Raw genomic sequence first — 16,100 nt, 5'->3', positions numbered from 1 at the left:
CTCTCTTCATTAATCTTTAACAATGCCCCGAGCACGCAACAACGCCGTCTTAAAATCTTCTTCATAATCTTTTTTCAACCCAGGGATTTCGGCATGGCTATCCGTACCGCGCATTTTCAGATGATAAATCAGAATATCATCCGTTAATTCAGACAACTGCCCTGTGAATCCCGCTTCATCAGCCAGTTTCTGCAACAGCTCTATCAGATTCAAATCCGGCTCATTTTTCCATACTGGATGTAAAAGTTCGATAACTTCATTGAGGCGGTGATACTTCATTTTTAGTTCCTTATAAATCACGATACAAATTAGCAGGGTTAATGGCTCAGAGAAAGCATTGGTCTGTCAATCAGCGTAAAGTTATACTGCCACCTCAAGCAGCATGGTTAGAAATAGTTCATTGCCCAATACCAGGTGATTAAACATGACGCATCCAAAAATCAGTGGCGCAATTCTGGCGGGGGGATTATCCACCCGCATGGGGGGAAACGACAAAGGATTGCTGCAATTTAACAATGCCCCACTATACCAACACATTGCCACCAGATTGCAGCCACAGATTCATGAACTGTTGATTAATGCCAATCGCAATCTGGAAATTTATCATCAGAGTGGCTATCCCATCATACCGGATATCGTTGCCGATTTTTCCGGACCATTGGCAGGTATGTTGGCGGTTTTAAAAAGCGCCATCCACGAATGGGTGGTATTTGTCCCTTGCGATGTCCCCAATTTCCCTGAAAACCTGGTCGCAAAACTGTGGCACTACAAACAAAACGCCTGGGCTGCTTATGCACATGATTGCGTGCGTGCACATCCTACCCTGGTATTAATGCACCGCAACCTAATCCCCCGTCTGGAAAGCTATCTCGCTTTGGGAGACAGAAAACTGATGTTATTTATGCAGATGATTAAGGCAAAGGCGGTCTATTTTCCCAATCCCAACGCTTTCACTAACTTAAATACACCTGAAGAATGCCATAACTGGAAACACCGTCATTGGGAATGCCTTCAGGAGCCAGCATGAACCACAGCAGCAACAATACAGCACTGCCTATTCTGGGTATCACCGCTTATAGTGGAACCGGAAAAACAACACTATTAAAGCAAGTCATTCCACTGTTACGCCAGCAACATATCCGCGTTGGGCTAATTAAACATACTCATCACAATATGGATGTCGATAAGCCAGGCAAAGACAGCTATGAACTCCGCAAAGCGGGGGCGGTACAAACGTTAGTCGCCAGCCAGCAGCGCTGGGCTTTAATGACTGAAACCCCAGAGTTACCAGAACCGGATCTTTACTATCTTGCCAGCCGATTTGATGCAAATTCGCTGGATCTGATTTTGGTTGAAGGATTCAAACAAGAACCAATCCCCAAAATAGCCCTTTATCGAGATGGCCTGAATCATACCGTTGATGAGATCCTCGATCCCTATGTCATAGCAATTGCTAGCGATATTGCGCTGGCAACACCATTTCCACAGCTTAATATCAATCAGCCGGAGCAAGTAACCGCATTTATTGCCAAATGGTTATATCAATAATCATGGTGACGCCAATTACCCTCCGTTATCATTATTACATTGATAAACAGAGGGTTAGACCAGTCTTATTTTCCATTTGATGACAGGCGAAAATATTTGCTGTCACTCGGCCTGAGTCCCCTTTTGCCTTACTTCCCTTCCGGCATCAAACCAATAAACGTCGTTTTTTTGCGAGGCTCAGTCATTAATGCTTCCAGTTTTTCGACACAACGCAAGTAATGGGGGGTTTTCTTATGCGCCGCAACAGCCTCTTCATCAGCATAGGCTTCATAGATATAAAAACGGGTTGGAATATTCTCATCACGCAATACATCGAACCGTAAATTGCCTGACTCTTTAACAGAACCAAGATGATTATCCCGAAATACGTCGATAAATTCGTCTACCTTGTCAGCCTTAACATTAATTTCCACTAATGTGATATGCATATTATTACCCCTTGGCTTTTTCACTCAGGAAAAGCTCATAAGCCTGAGCCGGTTTCTCATTATGGTGCACTACGGCCTGCACAGCTTTCAGCATCGCAACAGGTGCTTCCGACTGGAAAATATTGCGTCCCATATCCACACCAGATGCCCCTTGATCAATCGCCTGATAGCACATATTCAACGCCTCCAGTTCCGGTAATTTCTTACCACCTGCAATCACAATCGGCACTGGGCAGCCTGCCACCACTCGCTCAAAACCGCTATCGACATAGTAGGTTTTGATAATGTTCGCCCCTATTTCGGCTGCAATACGAGTCGCCAGCGAGAAATAACGTTGGTCACGCGCCATATCTTTACCGACGCCCGTCACCGCCATTGTTGGCATGCCATAACGTGTTCCCTGATCCACCAGCTTAACTATATTTTTGATGGATTGGTGTTCGTGTTCTGAACCGATATAAACCTGTGCCGCAACCGCACAGACGTTGAGGCGAAGTGCATCTTCCATCGCCACCGCAACAGCTTCATTGGAGAGTTCAGTCAGAATCGAGTTGGCTCCAGACGCACGCAGAACGACTGGTTTATTGGTTGCAGGCGGAACCTGACTGCGCAGGATACCGCGGGTACACATCAACACGTCGGTGTGTTCAAACAGCGGAGCGATATTGATATCAATACGTTCTAAACCTGTGGTTGGACCTTGAAAATAACCGTGATCAAATGCCAGCATCACCGTTTTATTGGTGGTGGGATTGAAAATTCGTGACAAACGGGACTGCATACCCCAATCCAACGCACCACAACCTTTCAGTTCAAACAGCGTGTTCTGCTGCGGTGTATTAATGCCAAAATCTTTACCATCTTTGATATCATCTAAATCTGCCATTTCTCCCTCCAGAAAGGTGTCAGGGGCTATACACCAGCCCCATGAATTAGAAATCGTACTGATTGATATTGTCTTTGGTGAAATCTTGATGTGCCTTAGTGGGAGCCAACACGAAATCAATCTGCTTTAACCCCATCAAGCCAGAAAACTGCTTACTGATCCCACGAGCAACTAAAAGCGGAGTATTGTTGGTTGGATTCAGGCAAGACGGATCATTGGTATTAGTGGCAGTATTGCTCTGTGACATCACATACCTCATGAAATTTTAGGTTTGCGTTTCTGACACCGATATGAAATTGAACACTTATTTATTTTAAAAACATTTGCTCAAGACTCTAATGAAAAACTTAAGATTTTTTCAATAATCAGATCACATTTTGTGAAAAAATCAGATCTACATTTAAATATGTTCAAATTTTGCGATAAGACTCTAGTACATTAGAGATCTTTATTCTTATTCTTTCTTCGTGGATAAAGAAGTTATTATGTCGATCAAATTAAATAAGAAACAATCAGTATCAGAGAAAAGCGTATTATCTGAAGAAACCATCATGCATTCCGGCTATATCGGCGATGGAACAATTGATGTTTGGCCGCAAAGGTGGTATCGAAAAAGCAGACGCTATCGTTGCTGCACTAAAAGGGGGGTTATACCAACTCATTGGTGACAGAAGAACAAACCGTGAAGGCAATGCTAACTTGATCGACTAATAATGCTTATATATCTATCCATTCCCTGTGCCATATCGAACAAAGATAACAACAGACGAGGATAGTATTATGAATCAATGCGCTCATGCTCACCCATCAAGGAAGTATTTGATGGCGCTTGATGCAGGAACTGGCAGTATTCGTGCAGTTATATTTGATCTCGAAGGGAATCAGGTTTCCGTTGGACAAGCCGAATGGATACACCATCCTGTACCGAATGTTGCCGGTTCAATGGAATTCGATCTGAAAAATAACTGGCAACTGACCTGCCAATGCATTCGGCAAGCCCTGCAAAAGGCGGAATTGCCCGCCAATGCAATCCAAGGAGTTGCTGCCTGTTCAATGCGGGAAGGTATTGTCCTCTATAATCTCGATGGCGATCCTATCTGGGCATGTGCCAATGTAGATGCCCGCTCCAGCCATGAAGTCAGCGAGCTGAAGGAGCTTTACAATAATACCTTTGAATATGACGTCTACCGCTATTCCGGCCAAACATTGGCATTGGGAGCAATGCCACGCTTGCTTTGGCTGGCGCATCACCGCCCTGATATCTATCAACATGCCAGTACCCTCACCATGATCAGTGATTGGCTGGCTTATAGGCTAAGTGGCGAGCTGGCCGTTGATCCCTCTAACGCGGGCACAACAGGTATGCTGGATTTAACCAGCCGCGACTGGCGCCCAAGCTTGTTGGAAATGGCAGGCTTACGCTCTGATATCCTCTCCCCCGTCAAAGAAACAGGAACCTTGCTCGGCTATATTACGGAAAAGGCAGCGGCAGAATGTGGCTTGAGCAGCGGCATCCCCGTGATTATGGGCGGCGGAGACGTTCAACTCGGCTGTCTTGGTATTGGCGTTGTTAAACCCGCCCAAACCGCAGTACTCGGCGGAACATTCTGGCAGCAAGTCGTCAATCTGCCTGCACCAATCACCGATCCAAACATGAACATTCGTATCAACCCACACGTGATTCCCGGCATGGCACAAGCAGAATCCATTAGTTTCTTCACCGGTCTCACCATGCGCTGGTTCCGCGATGCTTTTTGCGCAGAAGAAAAATTGCTGGCCGAACGATTGGGCGTTGATGCCTATAATCTACTGGAAGATATGGCGGCAAGGGTTCCTGCCGGTGCCTATGGTGTCATGCCGATTTTCTCCGATGTCATGCGCTTTAAATCGTGGTATCACGCGGCTCCATCTTTCCTCAATCTCTCGATTGATCCGGAAAAATGCAACAAAGCAACACTATTCCGGGCACTGGAAGAAAACGCGGCTATCGTCTCGGCCTGTAACCTCGATATGGTTTCGGCTTTCTCTGGCGTTCAACCAGATTCACTGGTCTTCGCTGGCGGTGGCTCAAAAGGCAAACTCTGGAGCCAAATTCTGTCTGACGTTACCGGATTGCCTGTTCGGGTGCCTGTGGTAAAAGAAGCAACGGCATTAGGTTGTGCAATAGCGGCAGGGGTCGGTGTTGGATTATATGATTCCATGCCCGCGACGGGAGAAAGATTGGTGCGTTGGGAGCGGGAATATCAACCGAATTTACGCCACCGTGAGGTTTACCAAAAAGCGAAGAAAGATTGGCAGGCAGTATATGCAGACCAACTGCATCTGGTAGATGATGGGCTAACAACTTCATTGTGGAAAGCACCGGGGTTGTGATTTTTTATTGGCCTCTTTAACAATTAGAGGCCAATCAAATAATCAATCAAATAGCACTCATGACAACTTCAGGGACTGTTGGACGCCCATTCACCAAACAGGTTGCCACGAACGTTGCGTCAGCATATACGATACCATACTCATATTATCAATTAGATCATAAATAAACCTGACACCATAGAATATGTTTTGCTTATTTTTTATTAATAATGTTATTTACATCACTCTTTAAAACATTACTCAAAACCAATCTTTATGTTTTTTAGTTAATTTTGCAATAACTCGATAAAATCTTTGCCAAAGCAAAAATATAACTACAATAACAGAGAAATAGAATAGATCACCTCCTAACACAAAGTAACCGTAAGCTATAATACTTGATTCCGAAAAGGAAAATATAAACTATTCAGTGAAAATAAAATACCATCACCCTAGATTTTCTCTACTACAATTTATAACATTGTATATTGTTTTCATCTTTTTTATGGAGAGATATACCTTGTCTCACTCTAATATTGTGGTAAATGCTTTGAAACAAATACTTGAAAATGATGATATGAATATTTCAACCATTGAAAATTTTTTTTCGAAAGATTATTTCCAAGTAGTAAATGGTAATAAAATATCTTTTAATGATTTTGTTTCCCATATAAATCTACTGAAGATCTCTTTAACCAACGTGAATGTGACTATTTTATCTGTCGCAGAAAACGGTAAAAATGTTCATACACATCATCTGGTTAAGGCTAATAAAAAAGATGGCTCTATGATTGAATTTGAAGTTTTTTCCAGATTTTTGGTGAGTAAGAATAGAATAACAGGTTGTTATGAACTAACAAGAAAAATTATGGGAAATAAAGATGATAGTGACTTAGGATTTAGAAGTTAAGGACGGTTTATCTTTCAACCATATAATTTATTCAGTTTATAAAAAACACTGGCTATATATGCAGTATATATAGCCAGTATAGCTTTGTTTTCCAGGATCAACTGATAAGAAGAAATTTTCTAATCTCTCATCTCATAGTCACAAACTCTTCCGCTGCCGTGGGATGAATAGCAACCGTATTATCAAAATCCTTCTTCGTTGCCCCCATTTTCAGCGCAACCGCAAAACCTTGCAGTATTTCATCCATTCCAAAGCCGATACCGTGAATACCGACTATCTTTTCATTGGCTCCCACACAGACCAGTTTCATACGGCATGGCTGGCGGTACTGTGTCACCGCAGTATACATTGCGGTAAATGATGATGTATAAACCTTAACCTGATCTTCACCATACTGAGCCTTTGCCTGTGGCTCCGTCAAACCTACAGTACCAATTGGCGGATGGCTGAATACCACAGTTGGTATATTAGTGTAATCCAGATGCTCATCAGGTTTGTTATTAAACAGACGCTCTGACAAACGACGCCCTGCCGCAATCGCAACTGGCGTCAATTCCACCGCTCCCGTGTTATCACCAACCGCATAAATACCATTAACATTAGTATTCTGAAACTTATCGACTTGGATATAGCCTTTTTCATTCAGTTCAACACCTGTTGCGGCCAGATTCAGCTTATCTGTCATCGGCTCACGCCCAACCGCCCAAATAAGCGTATCAACAACTTGCTCTCGACCATCCTGCAATTTAACCGTCAGGCTGCCATCATGATTTTTAATTACAGACTGTAATATCGCATCTGTATGCAATGTTGGCCCTTCAGTTTTGATGACTTCCAACAGTGTTTCCACAATCATAGGGTCGAAAGAGCGTAATGGCGCATGTTTACGGACAAACAGATGCGTTTCACTACCCAACGCATTCAAAACACCCGCGATTTCAACAGCAATATAGCCAGCCCCTACCACAGCAACGCGCTGCGGCATTTCATTAAGCTCGAAAAAACCATCTGAATCAATGCCATATTCCGCACCGGGAATATCTGGACGTATCGGGCGACCCCCTGTCGCGATCAGGATATGGTCGGCCGTGATTTTTTCGCCATTAACCTCAATAGTATGTGCATCAACAAAACGGGCGGATCCTTGAATGACATCGACCTTATTGTTATTCAATACGCGTTCATATGATTGATGGATACGATCAATATAAGCAGTACGGCTGGCAATAAGTTTTTTCCAGTCGAAATGATTAACGGTGGTATCAAAACCATAATCGGGACCATATTGATGAATAGATTCCGCAACTTGAGCAGCGTGCCACATTACTTTCTTTGGTACACAGCCCACATTAACACATGTCCCACCTAATGCCTTTGCTTCAATCAAGGCACATGTTTGCCCATACATGGCCGCACGGTTAATGGAAGCAATGCCACCACTGCCGCCACCAATTGCAATATAATCGTAATGTTTACTCATCTTAGGTCACTTCCGTCTAATCAATTAAGTTACTGCTCAAGTTCAACCTAACGTCATTATTACAAAAAGTTATCATTGACGGTGGACGATTCTAACTCTTATTGCCATAGGCCACGGCTATCGAGTGATATCGCACCACAGTTTATTCATGGGTAATCAATTGAATAACAACACATTTTATAATGATGCCATGCTGAACCTTTACCTTATTCGGGGACAATCCACTCTACTGATGTATGTCCTGTACCTTCAGGAACCAGTACCTGATGCAACCACGGCAATATAGCCTTCATCTGTTGTTCTAATTTCCACGGTGGATTAATGACAATCATACCTGATGCCGTCATGCCACGTTGATCACTGTCAGGGCGCACACCAAGTTCAATTTGTAAGATCTTACGAATACCCGTTGCTTCCAACCCCTTCACTAAGCGTTTAATCTGCTGACGCAGAACAACAGGATACCACAGTGCATAAGTACCTGTAGCAAAGCGCTTATACCCTTCCTGAATACCCTGAACAACATTCTGATAATCCGATTTCAACTCATAAGGCGGGTCGATCAGCACAAACCCACGACGACTTTTTGGTGGTAATTTGGATTTCAACTGCTGAAAACCATCTTCCCTCAGGACACGGGCGCGCATGTCGCGGGAGAATTCCGTACGTAACAGAGGAAAATCGCTGGGATGCAATTCACTCAGATTAAGCTCATCATGCTCACGCAATAAGTGACGGGCAATCAATGGAGAGCCAGGATAATAACGTAAAGAACCTTGTGGATTCAGCGCCTTCACAACATCCATATACGCAGCCAATTCTTCGGGAATATCATCACGCTGCCAAATACGGGCAATACCTTCCAGATACTCTCCTGTGCGCTCGGCATGTTCTCCACTCAAGTGATAACGGCCTGCGCCAGAGTGGGTATCCAGATACAGGAAAGGTTTTTCTTTTACTTTAAACGACTCAATGATCAGGCTTTGTACTACGTGCTTTAACACATCAGCGTGGTTGCCGGCATGGAAACTGTGGCGATAACTTAACATTGGATTTAACCCCAAGAGCAAAATATTGATAACTTGCCTGATGCCCTACCAGACAACTAAAGAGGCATTATAGCCTCATTCCCAACAAAAAAGTTAAAAGCCTCTTTGTGCTCCCTCTTCGTTGTGGATCCAAGGGGTTTTCAAGATCAAATCGAGATCAGCGTGTAAAATTTCAGATAGGTATTCTTAAAATTTTAGGAATAATTCATGGTGTCGAAAACAGTGATCTTATCTGTATTGATCGTTTTCAGTATGAGTGCTACCTATGCAAACCAAGGTAAAACGGGATGCGAGATAAAGAAAAAAACGTTAGAAAAACAGCTCCAATATGCTCAAGCTGATAAAGATAAGCGTTTAATAAAAGGATTAGCTCGCACTTTGGAAAACATAAAAACCACATGTGCTCTGGAAAAACTTTTGCAGGAACAAAAAAATAAATCAGAAACAACGAAAGACAATGCAAAAAATAATACAACAGGGAGTTTAGCTGATAAAAACAATTCACCACGATTTAAACAGCCAGGTAGCAAAAAGCAGTCTCAAAAACCTTCTAAAAGCAAAAAATAGATATCATAAGAAATAAATAAAAAATGCAGGCGCGTAAGAATACGGCCTGCATCCAATCCTGTATTTATTCTATCTATTTCCAACAAGCTTTATAGCTCTTTCCCTCTAATTTGCTGCGCATTAGAAGGAAAAATATTGTAATAAATTTTATCACTCATAAGCGGTTCATTTTCAATTTTTACTGAAAGAATGGGATTGTCTTTAGAAATGGCAAAATGACTAAAATAATTCCCTTCTTTTTCATAAGGATAGTGAAAATTAGGCTTAATAAATTTTTTCATATGGGACTCATCAGATAGATGATACTCATCTGAATAAATCACCTTCTGATCTCTGACAAAAATAATTTTATAAAAAAGCCCCGTTTCGTAATTAAACTTCACCCCGATAATTTTTTCAATATCTTCCGGTGAGATACCTTTGTCGATGATATACATTTTATCCCAGTCAAAAGGAATAATCTTATTTACATCAATCAAACAGGTTGTATTTTTCCGGCAATGCTTATCGGCGTAATCAATAATCCCTAATCTGCTGTTTTCAAAAGACAAAAATAAAATAGTAATTCCCAGTATTAACGAAAAAATAATCATATTACTTTTGTTGACACCACGGAAAAACATCATTCCCCCCTTCATAATCAAATTTGATATGAGAAAACGGCCTTGGAATTTTAACCTTTAAAATCAACTAATTGATATTATTTCCTATGAATTTTACAACTTCATTTTTATCGCCACATCTTACATCACGACACTGATAGATAAACACAGACAGAAAATGTCCCCATCTGCCTTTCCAACAGCAGCCTGATATTTTTGGAATTTACAATATAACATGAAGGTATATCTTGAATTATGGAGACAACTCCACATCACTTATTACATACAAGCGATTGTTATAAAATTACTATTTGGTATCTTAAATGCGGTTTACAAGATAAAAATAAATGCCTACTTCTAACCTTTAGCATCAAAAGAGTTATACAGAAACACTCTGAATGGCTAAAAAGTATAGTAATTGTACCCATGTTTTTTTTGATTTCAAATAGAAAAACATGGTAAACAAATAATATACTAGATAAATAGTTGCTAACGTGATTTTATGATAGTTTTAGGGTAATCAAATGTGCCTGAATTGTTATGTAATGGAATAATCATAAAAAGAAATTAAATACTGGTAATTTATACATGATAAATAAGATTGGCTGGCCTTCATTTGTCAACTGCGGCTCAATGTGCGATTGTCTTATTACCATCGGTGCCTACCCAGTCCGCATGGGAGATGATGCCGGTGATTTTGCGTTGCTCGGTTGCCCCATGAAAGATTTGCAGTACCGCTTCCTGCATCAGCAGCGAGGCCAAATCAATCTCCGCCTGTGGTTTAAAGGGGTTCGGGTTGCCCGTTCTGACCAGTGTCAGATTGAGGGTAAAGAGTTCGGATAATCCTTCCTGTAGAGAAAATTCGCCTATAGCAAAGGTGTCTTCCGGCACACCCGCGATACGGCAGGTAAAACGTAATCCACTTTTCATTTTTTATTCCTTATCGGTTATGACATGCATGCCTTACATGGCCGGGCGTAACCCATCGACGTGCCAGAACTGCCATAGCACCTTGTGACTGTCCGGGGTGAAAATCTCCAGCATGACAAACGAAGATTGGGTGATAAAACAAGCCAGTGCCTGGTTGATTAACCGGCAGAAGCGATACATTTCCCCCTGATTACGATAATAATCAGGGTTCAGCATAAGTGAGAGTAGATGCCCGCGAATGGGGCGCCCCCGCCGCATCCGGTCAGTCAGACTCTCTTCCACCTGTACAATGCCGTCAATGTGTTGGCGGAACTGGCGGCTCAAGGGGCGATGCGTGTCAGCATACGGGTCAAACAACCGGAGAAACTGTTTCAGGCTATCGAAATCATAAATAAATTGGCTTCTGATATTGGGATGACTTCAAGGTAATTGTTTACCACTCTCCATAGGGGTATTTTTTCCCTTTGATAAAGTCCTTGATACGTTCGGAATATTCACTATAACCATTCAGAACTTTTGTTTTGCCCTGACATACCGTCATATTTTCGCCGAAAACTGACTCACCGGTGGCAATTAATATATTATCACCATTATTTTTATCATAACCCCGTAGCCAAGCGCGAGCTGTACCGCCGGGTGCTAATCCAATAAAAATTCTCTCTCGATAGTCTGGCGGATAACTTTCATAACCTGGATAGGTAGCTGGTTTTCTCATTAATTGTCTTACCTCTGGCGTAAATTCAAACAGAGTCTGATAGGATTTTTTATCAATTACGGAGTCCCAGCAAACAATCAATGACCTAGGCAGTGCTTCACCATGATTGTTAATTCCACTAGAGCCTCCACCTAGTTTTTTATTCCATGTGGTTACACTACGATAATCTGAATCAGCTCCATCAGGCATAAATTTTTGCACTATATAATTATCTTCATCCTGAAATTGAACAAAACTAATACTGACAGGAAAATATTCCGGAGTGATAAATTGAAATCTCCATTTTTCATAAGGCAATGGCTCACTGTGGCGCACAATAGGCTTGTAATTCACTACCCGTTTGCCGGGTAGATAAGACTGGCAGGCCGTTAATCCCACCACCACACCTAGCCCCAATAACAGGACTAATAGTTTTTTGTTTCTCATTTTGAAATTTCCTTACCAGTAATATCAAAAATGGTTCGGTGCCATTGTTCACAAGGGCGGTTCACAAAACTGACTAACTCTACCGCCTTCACACCACCTTGAATCTGTTCATCTTTTATTACCACACTATTCCAGTGTGATGAGCAATGGACGTATTTAGTCTGGATCAAGGCTAACTCTTCTGCGTTAAAAGGAATTAATGACTGGCCTTGTCGAACAGCACGCCCTTGATTGATTGCTTTTTCTGCCAGTGGTGCAAGTTCTGGACAGAGTTGGTAATCTTTATCATCAGCATTAGGCTCACCAAAAATCACACCAGACTCTTGTGCGGCATCCTGCATGACCAGCATGACTACTTTAGACCAGTCATTGGTGATTTCCCGATATAGTACTGTCGCCGATGCTACTTGTTTTTGAAAACGCTCCAGCTCGTTACGCGGGTAAAACTGGTTATTTTGCCACGTTTCTACTTTCACCTCGTTGTTGTGCAATAACGGGGCAATAGCCGGATAGCTTCTTATCTGAAATAATTCTTCCTGTGCTCTTCTATATATCCAGGTGGTGTTATTAGGGGTACTCTCATCCACGGTGAGGCTACGTGGCCGTGTGATAAATAACCGTTCTGTTTCCATCGGGTTATAGCCTCCACCAATATCGGAATGCGCGCCGGGGAATATTAATTCCGGATAATCAGGCTTAATGCTATTTAAAGAGAAATTATAACGACATTCATTCATGGCCGTAATATGGAAAATATGCTCTGCTATGCCTTCAGGTAAACGAATATCAATATCGCCTGTATCAGCGGTATGAGGGTTAAGTCCATTGCTGAGTGTACCAATCGCCGCAACGGTATCAAAAATACCCAGAAAACGGCTTTTCCCTGTAGGATATTTGGACTTATTCAGGTAACGTCGTTGATTAAAACCATCAGTTAAGGCTTGCACCAGAATAGGATCACGATTAAAAACCCGGTTGGCAAAATGGCGGGCAGCCGCTGCTCCCCGGCTAAAACCAATAATATCAAACTGGAGATATCTGATATTATCCTGAATATTTTTCAGTGATTCTGTTATCTCAATCTTTATTTTCTGTATAGCCATTTCAGTTTTAGCATGAACACCGGTTTCCCCTACCCCCAATCCATAACCCACCACACTGTCTGATTTTCCAGCCTGTGTACCAATTCCCTCAATATAGACTTTAATTTGATGCGAGTTGTTATCTGTTTTACCCACCTTATATATCTCATGCAAAAAATGTACATTGGTATAATAACCATCATAACTGATCCGCGAGGTATCACCGGGCAAGCCAAATTGGTTAAAGGAACAGCGCATCGATTGTTGATCTGCTGTTTCCGGAACACACAGAAGCCGCTCATTGATATTTTCTGTATTATTCCCCGTCCCATCAAAAAAGACGCCAATAATCAAATTAATACCACTTTCTATTGCCTGAACTTCCAGTACATATCGTCTATTAAGGGGATGGGCAGTAAATCCTTTTAATACCGAATCCTTAAAGTGTTCAGATGTTTTTAATTCGTCTTCTTGCCAGCCTTTGACTTTTGGGTAAGCATCGCTGATTGCACCTAATGTAATATAGTGATAGTCGTGTTTGCCGTTGTAGCTATTTTCTCTTATCTGAAGATTTCCTATTTTTCCGGTATCTGGACGAGCAGGGCATTGGGTCACTTTATCAGCCAAAAGCTGCGCTGAGACAGTAAGTGTCACAGGCATAGGGGGAAGATCTGCTTCACGTAATATTCCATTACCATCCGTGGTTCCCGTCCGCACAATACTTTTGTTTCCGCGACTTGTCAGTTTATAAGGCATACCCGTTAATGGTTCACCCTGTTCATCGACGAGCTGAAATTCAATCCAGTGTTTCAGTATTTTTTGGCAATCAATGCAATTTGTCGGATCTAACGGCTTCATTCTTTTTTCCTTATGTTTTATTTATCCGTCAATAGGCTCGTTAAGGGCAATTTTTTGACTATCAGTCAGAAAGTGCTCAAGGGTTAACGTGTCCAGTTTACCGTTTTCGTTTCTCGCCTGTTTCAGCCACGCCAAAAGGTTGTGCTGCAATTGTCCTGCCGGTTCATCCAGTTTCAGTGCCAATTCGGAGTTTTCTTCCCAAAGCTGACAACTTAACGCGTAAGCCAGATTCTTGAGCGTCGTATCGGTTGAGTAACGCGCTTCAACCAGATGATCACCCAACACAAATAAATTCGTGTTCAGTTCCTGAGGACAATTTTCTGGGCGGTAGTAGCAAACCGGGTTAGGCGTATCGATCATCAATTCATTCACCGGGGTTAATAGTTCACCCCAGTCCCCCGGTTTCAAAGCGGGCAGTAACGGTGTGAAAATGCGGTTATCCATCAGTCGCAACACCACCACCTGACCACGCAGCAATACCTGCTGATGTAAGCGCCAGTGTTCTAACTGAAATGACCACGGTAAGGTACTGCGATAGCCCCAGCCCCAACTGGCATCGCTGAATTCATGCTTATCCAGCAATTGCGCCAGTTCCGGCAGGTACTTGGCTTTGGGTTGGATCAGCCACGGGCTTTGTTCCAGCATGGCATTCATCGGTGTACCGCTGTAGAGCGGAAATGCCTGCTCTGTCCAGTCGTTGAGGTAAAAAAGCTGGACGGGATTCGGCTTCGCCAGACTATTGACCAGAAAATAACACGCTCCTCTGTCTTGCTGTGATAACCAGCTTTTCCAATTAGTCGATTCCATCATGCTTCCTCTGATCCGGTAATAACCCAGTTTTCCTCTTGTTGCGCGAGAATGGCGCAGGGAGGCTTAGCCGGAAACTCGGTTATCGGGAGTGCTTCCGCCATCGGGAGTTGCCCCACTTGTGCCAGTGGTGCCACGCCTTCCGGTAATTGCAGTGAAACCCCTCGCCCGCTGCCGCCTGAACCCTGCCCGACATTAATCATGGAAGACAAAATGCCGCCCGGTGTGACTTTGAGAAAACTACCGCCCACTTTCAGCGTGATTTCGGCTGCCGCTTCCAGCACCACTTTACCGCCACTTTTCAGGTGGATTTCCTGCCCGCTGTCAATGACGGTCGCATCCCCGGTCTGGATATGCTGGCTGCCGGCAATCCGGTGGGAGACATCCCCTTCGGTGGTGATTTTGCGCGAACCGGCGACCTGATGATGGTCATCGGCGCGGATATCGTGGTAACGGTTGTTATCGATGCGGCTCTTCTGGTCATGTTTGATATGCCAGTAGGCATCGTTTTCGATATGCGCAGTCAGGTCTTTCTGGCCGTGGAGATAGATTTCTTCGCTGTCTTTCGCATCCTCAAAGCGCAGTTCGTTAAAGCCTTTGCCTTTGTGGGTTTTGGTTTTAAACGTGGTACGGGTTTTTTGCGCCGGTAAATCCAGCGGCGGACGGTTCAGGCCGTTGTAAACACAGCCGGTGACGATGGGGCGGTCGATATCCCCATTCAGGTAAGAGATAATCACTTCCTGCCCGATACGCGGTATCGCCATAAAACCAAAGCCGTTACCGTTCCAGCCCTGAGCGACACGTACCCAGCACGATGCGCTATCATCCGGCTGGTCATAGCGGTTCCAGCGGAAATGGACTTTAATCGCCCCGTCTTTGTTGACGAAAATTTCTTCGCCTTCCGGACCGACCACGATGGCAGTTTCATCGCCATCTGCCAGAGGCTTGTAGTGGAAAGGCGGACGATAATCATCCAGACCGGAAATAAAACTGAACTGGTTGGAAAGTGTGGTGCCTTCACCGCCACTGTCTCCCAATGCCTGCGGGCAACGCCCGTGGTGGCTGATACCGACCACCTGCCAGCGAACATTAAGCGGTTTATGGAGATGATTTTTTATCTCGAAAATTTTACCTGGCATCAGTTTGATACAGTTACTACTGCCGCTGCCCGTCTGTTTCTGGTTATCCAGCGCTTCCTGCCTGTATTTTAAAAATGGGATGGCGGCCGCATCTTTCTGAAAACGACCGTAACTTTCAAACACGGTATAGGGGGTCTGGCTGCCGAAGTCACGAAAGCCTTCGCTGCTGTGCATATGGGAGAGGTGATAGCGCGGGTTTTCCGGGTTGAAATCTTTGTGCAAGCTACGTTGCGGGCTCATGCCGACGCCTAACCGTACCTGATAAATCGTATCTACCCCATGCGCGGTTTCCGGCTGGGGCTGGTATTGCAGCGGCAAGCC

General features: G+C 43.5%; 19 protein-coding genes. 6 read left to right on the top strand and 13 right to left on the bottom strand.

Annotated features, from left to right (window positions below; all coding sequences use genetic code 11):
- Positions 1-9: 9 nt before the first annotated feature.
- The gene (locus Xedl_RS10660; RefSeq protein ID WP_074023683.1) at positions 10-279 is read right to left on the bottom strand and encodes a YihD family protein; all 270 of its coding nucleotides are present in this window, start codon (positions 277-279) and stop codon (positions 10-12) included.
- Positions 280-424: 145 nt separating this feature from the next.
- Here Xedl_RS10660 and mobA point away from each other — a divergent pair, with 145 nt between their 5' ends.
- Both mobA and mobB read left to right on the top strand, forming a co-directional pair.
- Positions 425-1,027: a molybdenum cofactor guanylyltransferase MobA gene (gene mobA / locus Xedl_RS10655; RefSeq protein WP_074023682.1), complete on the top strand. Its 603-nt coding sequence runs from the start codon at positions 425-427 to the stop codon at positions 1,025-1,027.
- Positions 1,024-1,548 carry a molybdopterin-guanine dinucleotide biosynthesis protein MobB gene (gene mobB, locus Xedl_RS10650; RefSeq protein ID WP_074023681.1) on the top strand — a complete coding sequence of 175 codons (525 nt, stop codon included), beginning with the start codon at positions 1,024-1,026 and terminating at the stop codon, positions 1,546-1,548. Before mobA ends, mobB begins: the two co-directional genes overlap by 4 nt.
- Before the next feature lie 128 nt (positions 1,549-1,676).
- Here the strand turns inward: mobB and lsrG are convergent, their stop codons facing one another.
- Genes lsrG through Xedl_RS10635 form a run of 3 tightly spaced genes read right to left on the bottom strand, consistent with a single transcriptional unit; the run spans position 1,677 to position 3,109 of the window.
- Positions 1,677-1,976: a (4S)-4-hydroxy-5-phosphonooxypentane-2,3-dione isomerase gene (gene lsrG / locus Xedl_RS10645; protein ID WP_074023680.1), complete on the bottom strand. Its 300-nt coding sequence runs from the start codon at positions 1,974-1,976 to the stop codon at positions 1,677-1,679.
- Between the two features lie 4 nt (positions 1,977-1,980).
- Complete coding sequence (lsrF, locus tag Xedl_RS10640; RefSeq protein ID WP_074023679.1) at positions 1,981-2,862, bottom strand: 3-hydroxy-5-phosphonooxypentane-2,4-dione thiolase; 882 nt, start codon at positions 2,860-2,862, stop codon at positions 1,981-1,983.
- A gap of 46 nt (positions 2,863-2,908) precedes the next feature.
- Complete coding sequence (locus tag Xedl_RS10635) at positions 2,909-3,109, bottom strand: hypothetical protein (RefSeq protein ID WP_074023678.1); 201 nt, start codon at positions 3,107-3,109, stop codon at positions 2,909-2,911.
- A gap of 338 nt (positions 3,110-3,447) precedes the next feature.
- Here Xedl_RS10635 and Xedl_RS35655 point away from each other — a divergent pair, with 338 nt between their 5' ends.
- The 3 genes from Xedl_RS35655 to Xedl_RS10620 all read left to right on the top strand — a co-directional run bounded on the left by Xedl_RS35655 (position 3,448) and on the right by Xedl_RS10620 (position 6,124).
- Positions 3,448-3,573, top strand: a complete 126-nt coding sequence (locus tag Xedl_RS35655) for a hypothetical protein (protein ID WP_279625355.1) — start codon at positions 3,448-3,450, stop codon at positions 3,571-3,573.
- Between the two features lie 69 nt (positions 3,574-3,642).
- Positions 3,643-5,235, top strand: coding sequence for an autoinducer-2 kinase (gene lsrK / locus Xedl_RS10630; RefSeq protein WP_074023677.1), 1,593 nt, complete (start codon positions 3,643-3,645; stop codon positions 5,233-5,235).
- A 499-nt stretch (positions 5,236-5,734) separates the two neighbouring features.
- Positions 5,735-6,124: a hypothetical protein gene (locus Xedl_RS10620; RefSeq protein ID WP_083600307.1), complete on the top strand. Its 390-nt coding sequence runs from the start codon at positions 5,735-5,737 to the stop codon at positions 6,122-6,124.
- A 127-nt stretch (positions 6,125-6,251) separates the two neighbouring features.
- On the opposite strand, the gene gorA is transcribed toward Xedl_RS10620, so the two are convergent.
- Both gorA and Xedl_RS10610 read right to left on the bottom strand, forming a co-directional pair.
- A complete protein-coding gene (gene gorA / locus Xedl_RS10615) occupies positions 6,252-7,604 on the bottom strand; it encodes a glutathione-disulfide reductase (protein WP_074023676.1) in 1,353 nt (450 codons plus the stop codon).
- 206 nt (positions 7,605-7,810) lie between these two features.
- Positions 7,811-8,653, bottom strand: coding sequence for a 23S rRNA (adenine(2030)-N(6))-methyltransferase RlmJ (locus Xedl_RS10610; protein ID WP_074023675.1), 843 nt, complete (start codon positions 8,651-8,653; stop codon positions 7,811-7,813).
- A gap of 207 nt (positions 8,654-8,860) precedes the next feature.
- On the opposite strand from Xedl_RS10610, the gene Xedl_RS10605 reads away from it, so the two are divergent.
- Complete coding sequence (locus tag Xedl_RS10605) at positions 8,861-9,220, top strand: DUF1090 family protein (protein ID WP_074023674.1); 360 nt, start codon at positions 8,861-8,863, stop codon at positions 9,218-9,220.
- An 89-nt stretch (positions 9,221-9,309) separates the two neighbouring features.
- Here Xedl_RS10605 and Xedl_RS10600 read toward each other — a convergent pair whose 3' ends face one another.
- The 7 genes from Xedl_RS10600 to tssI form a co-directional block, all read right to left on the bottom strand.
- Complete coding sequence (locus tag Xedl_RS10600; RefSeq protein WP_244149697.1) at positions 9,310-9,846, bottom strand: hypothetical protein; 537 nt, start codon at positions 9,844-9,846, stop codon at positions 9,310-9,312.
- 606 nt (positions 9,847-10,452) lie between these two features.
- Positions 10,453-10,752: a contractile injection system protein, VgrG/Pvc8 family gene (locus Xedl_RS10595; RefSeq protein ID WP_074023672.1), complete on the bottom strand. Its 300-nt coding sequence runs from the start codon at positions 10,750-10,752 to the stop codon at positions 10,453-10,455.
- A 33-nt stretch (positions 10,753-10,785) separates the two neighbouring features.
- A complete protein-coding gene (locus Xedl_RS10590) occupies positions 10,786-11,127 on the bottom strand; it encodes a type VI secretion system baseplate subunit TssF (RefSeq protein ID WP_279625356.1) in 342 nt (113 codons plus the stop codon).
- A 58-nt stretch (positions 11,128-11,185) separates the two neighbouring features.
- Entirely contained in the window at positions 11,186-11,893 is a 708-nt protein-coding gene (locus Xedl_RS10585) for a DUF2931 family protein (protein WP_083600306.1), read from the bottom strand.
- Positions 11,890-13,833, bottom strand: a complete 1,944-nt coding sequence (locus Xedl_RS10580; RefSeq protein WP_074023670.1) for a T6SS phospholipase effector Tle1-like catalytic domain-containing protein — start codon at positions 13,831-13,833, stop codon at positions 11,890-11,892. Before Xedl_RS10580 ends, Xedl_RS10585 begins: the two co-directional genes overlap by 4 nt.
- Positions 13,834-13,854: 21 nt before the next feature.
- Positions 13,855-14,643, bottom strand: coding sequence for a DUF4123 domain-containing protein (locus tag Xedl_RS10575; protein WP_083600305.1), 789 nt, complete (start codon positions 14,641-14,643; stop codon positions 13,855-13,857).
- Positions 14,640-16,100: type VI secretion system tip protein TssI/VgrG (gene tssI / locus Xedl_RS10570; RefSeq protein ID WP_074023668.1), on the bottom strand; the 1,461-nt coding region annotated here is incomplete at its 5' end. The genes tssI and Xedl_RS10575, both read right to left, overlap by 4 nt.

This window comes from Xenorhabdus eapokensis (assembly GCF_001908105.1).
Note: the sequence above shows the minus strand (reverse complement) of the source record. Positions and strands in the feature narration are given on the sequence as shown.

Bases quoted from the DNA above. Each gene is read 5' to 3' on its own strand.
- Xedl_RS10635 (WP_074023678.1), bottom strand. From the start codon at position 3,109: ATGTCACAGAGCAATACTGCCACTAATACCAATGATCCGTCTTGCCTG.
- Xedl_RS10580 (WP_074023670.1), bottom strand. From the start codon at position 13,833: ATGAAGCCGTTAGATCCGACAAATTGCATTGATTGCCAAAAAATACTG.
- gorA (WP_074023676.1), bottom strand. From the start codon at position 7,604: ATGAGTAAACATTACGATTATATTGCAATTGGTGGCGGCAGTGGTGGC.
- lsrG (WP_074023680.1), bottom strand. From the start codon at position 1,976: ATGCATATCACATTAGTGGAAATTAATGTTAAGGCTGACAAGGTAGAC.
- mobB (WP_074023681.1), top strand. From the start codon at position 1,024: ATGAACCACAGCAGCAACAATACAGCACTGCCTATTCTGGGTATCACC.
- lsrF (WP_074023679.1), bottom strand. From the start codon at position 2,862: ATGGCAGATTTAGATGATATCAAAGATGGTAAAGATTTTGGCATTAAT.
- Xedl_RS10660 (WP_074023683.1), bottom strand. From the start codon at position 279: ATGAAGTATCACCGCCTCAATGAAGTTATCGAACTTTTACATCCAGTA.
- Xedl_RS10575 (WP_083600305.1), bottom strand. From the start codon at position 14,643: ATGATGGAATCGACTAATTGGAAAAGCTGGTTATCACAGCAAGACAGA.
- Xedl_RS35655 (WP_279625355.1), top strand. From the start codon at position 3,448: ATGTTTGGCCGCAAAGGTGGTATCGAAAAAGCAGACGCTATCGTTGCT.
- lsrK (WP_074023677.1), top strand. From the start codon at position 3,643: ATGAATCAATGCGCTCATGCTCACCCATCAAGGAAGTATTTGATGGCG.
- Xedl_RS10600 (WP_244149697.1), bottom strand. From the start codon at position 9,846: ATGATGTTTTTCCGTGGTGTCAACAAAAGTAATATGATTATTTTTTCG.
- Xedl_RS10610 (WP_074023675.1), bottom strand. From the start codon at position 8,653: ATGTTAAGTTATCGCCACAGTTTCCATGCCGGCAACCACGCTGATGTG.
- mobA (WP_074023682.1), top strand. From the start codon at position 425: ATGACGCATCCAAAAATCAGTGGCGCAATTCTGGCGGGGGGATTATCC.
- Xedl_RS10585 (WP_083600306.1), bottom strand. From the start codon at position 11,893: ATGAGAAACAAAAAACTATTAGTCCTGTTATTGGGGCTAGGTGTGGTG.
- Xedl_RS10595 (WP_074023672.1), bottom strand. From the start codon at position 10,752: ATGAAAAGTGGATTACGTTTTACCTGCCGTATCGCGGGTGTGCCGGAA.
- Xedl_RS10605 (WP_074023674.1), top strand. From the start codon at position 8,861: ATGGTGTCGAAAACAGTGATCTTATCTGTATTGATCGTTTTCAGTATG.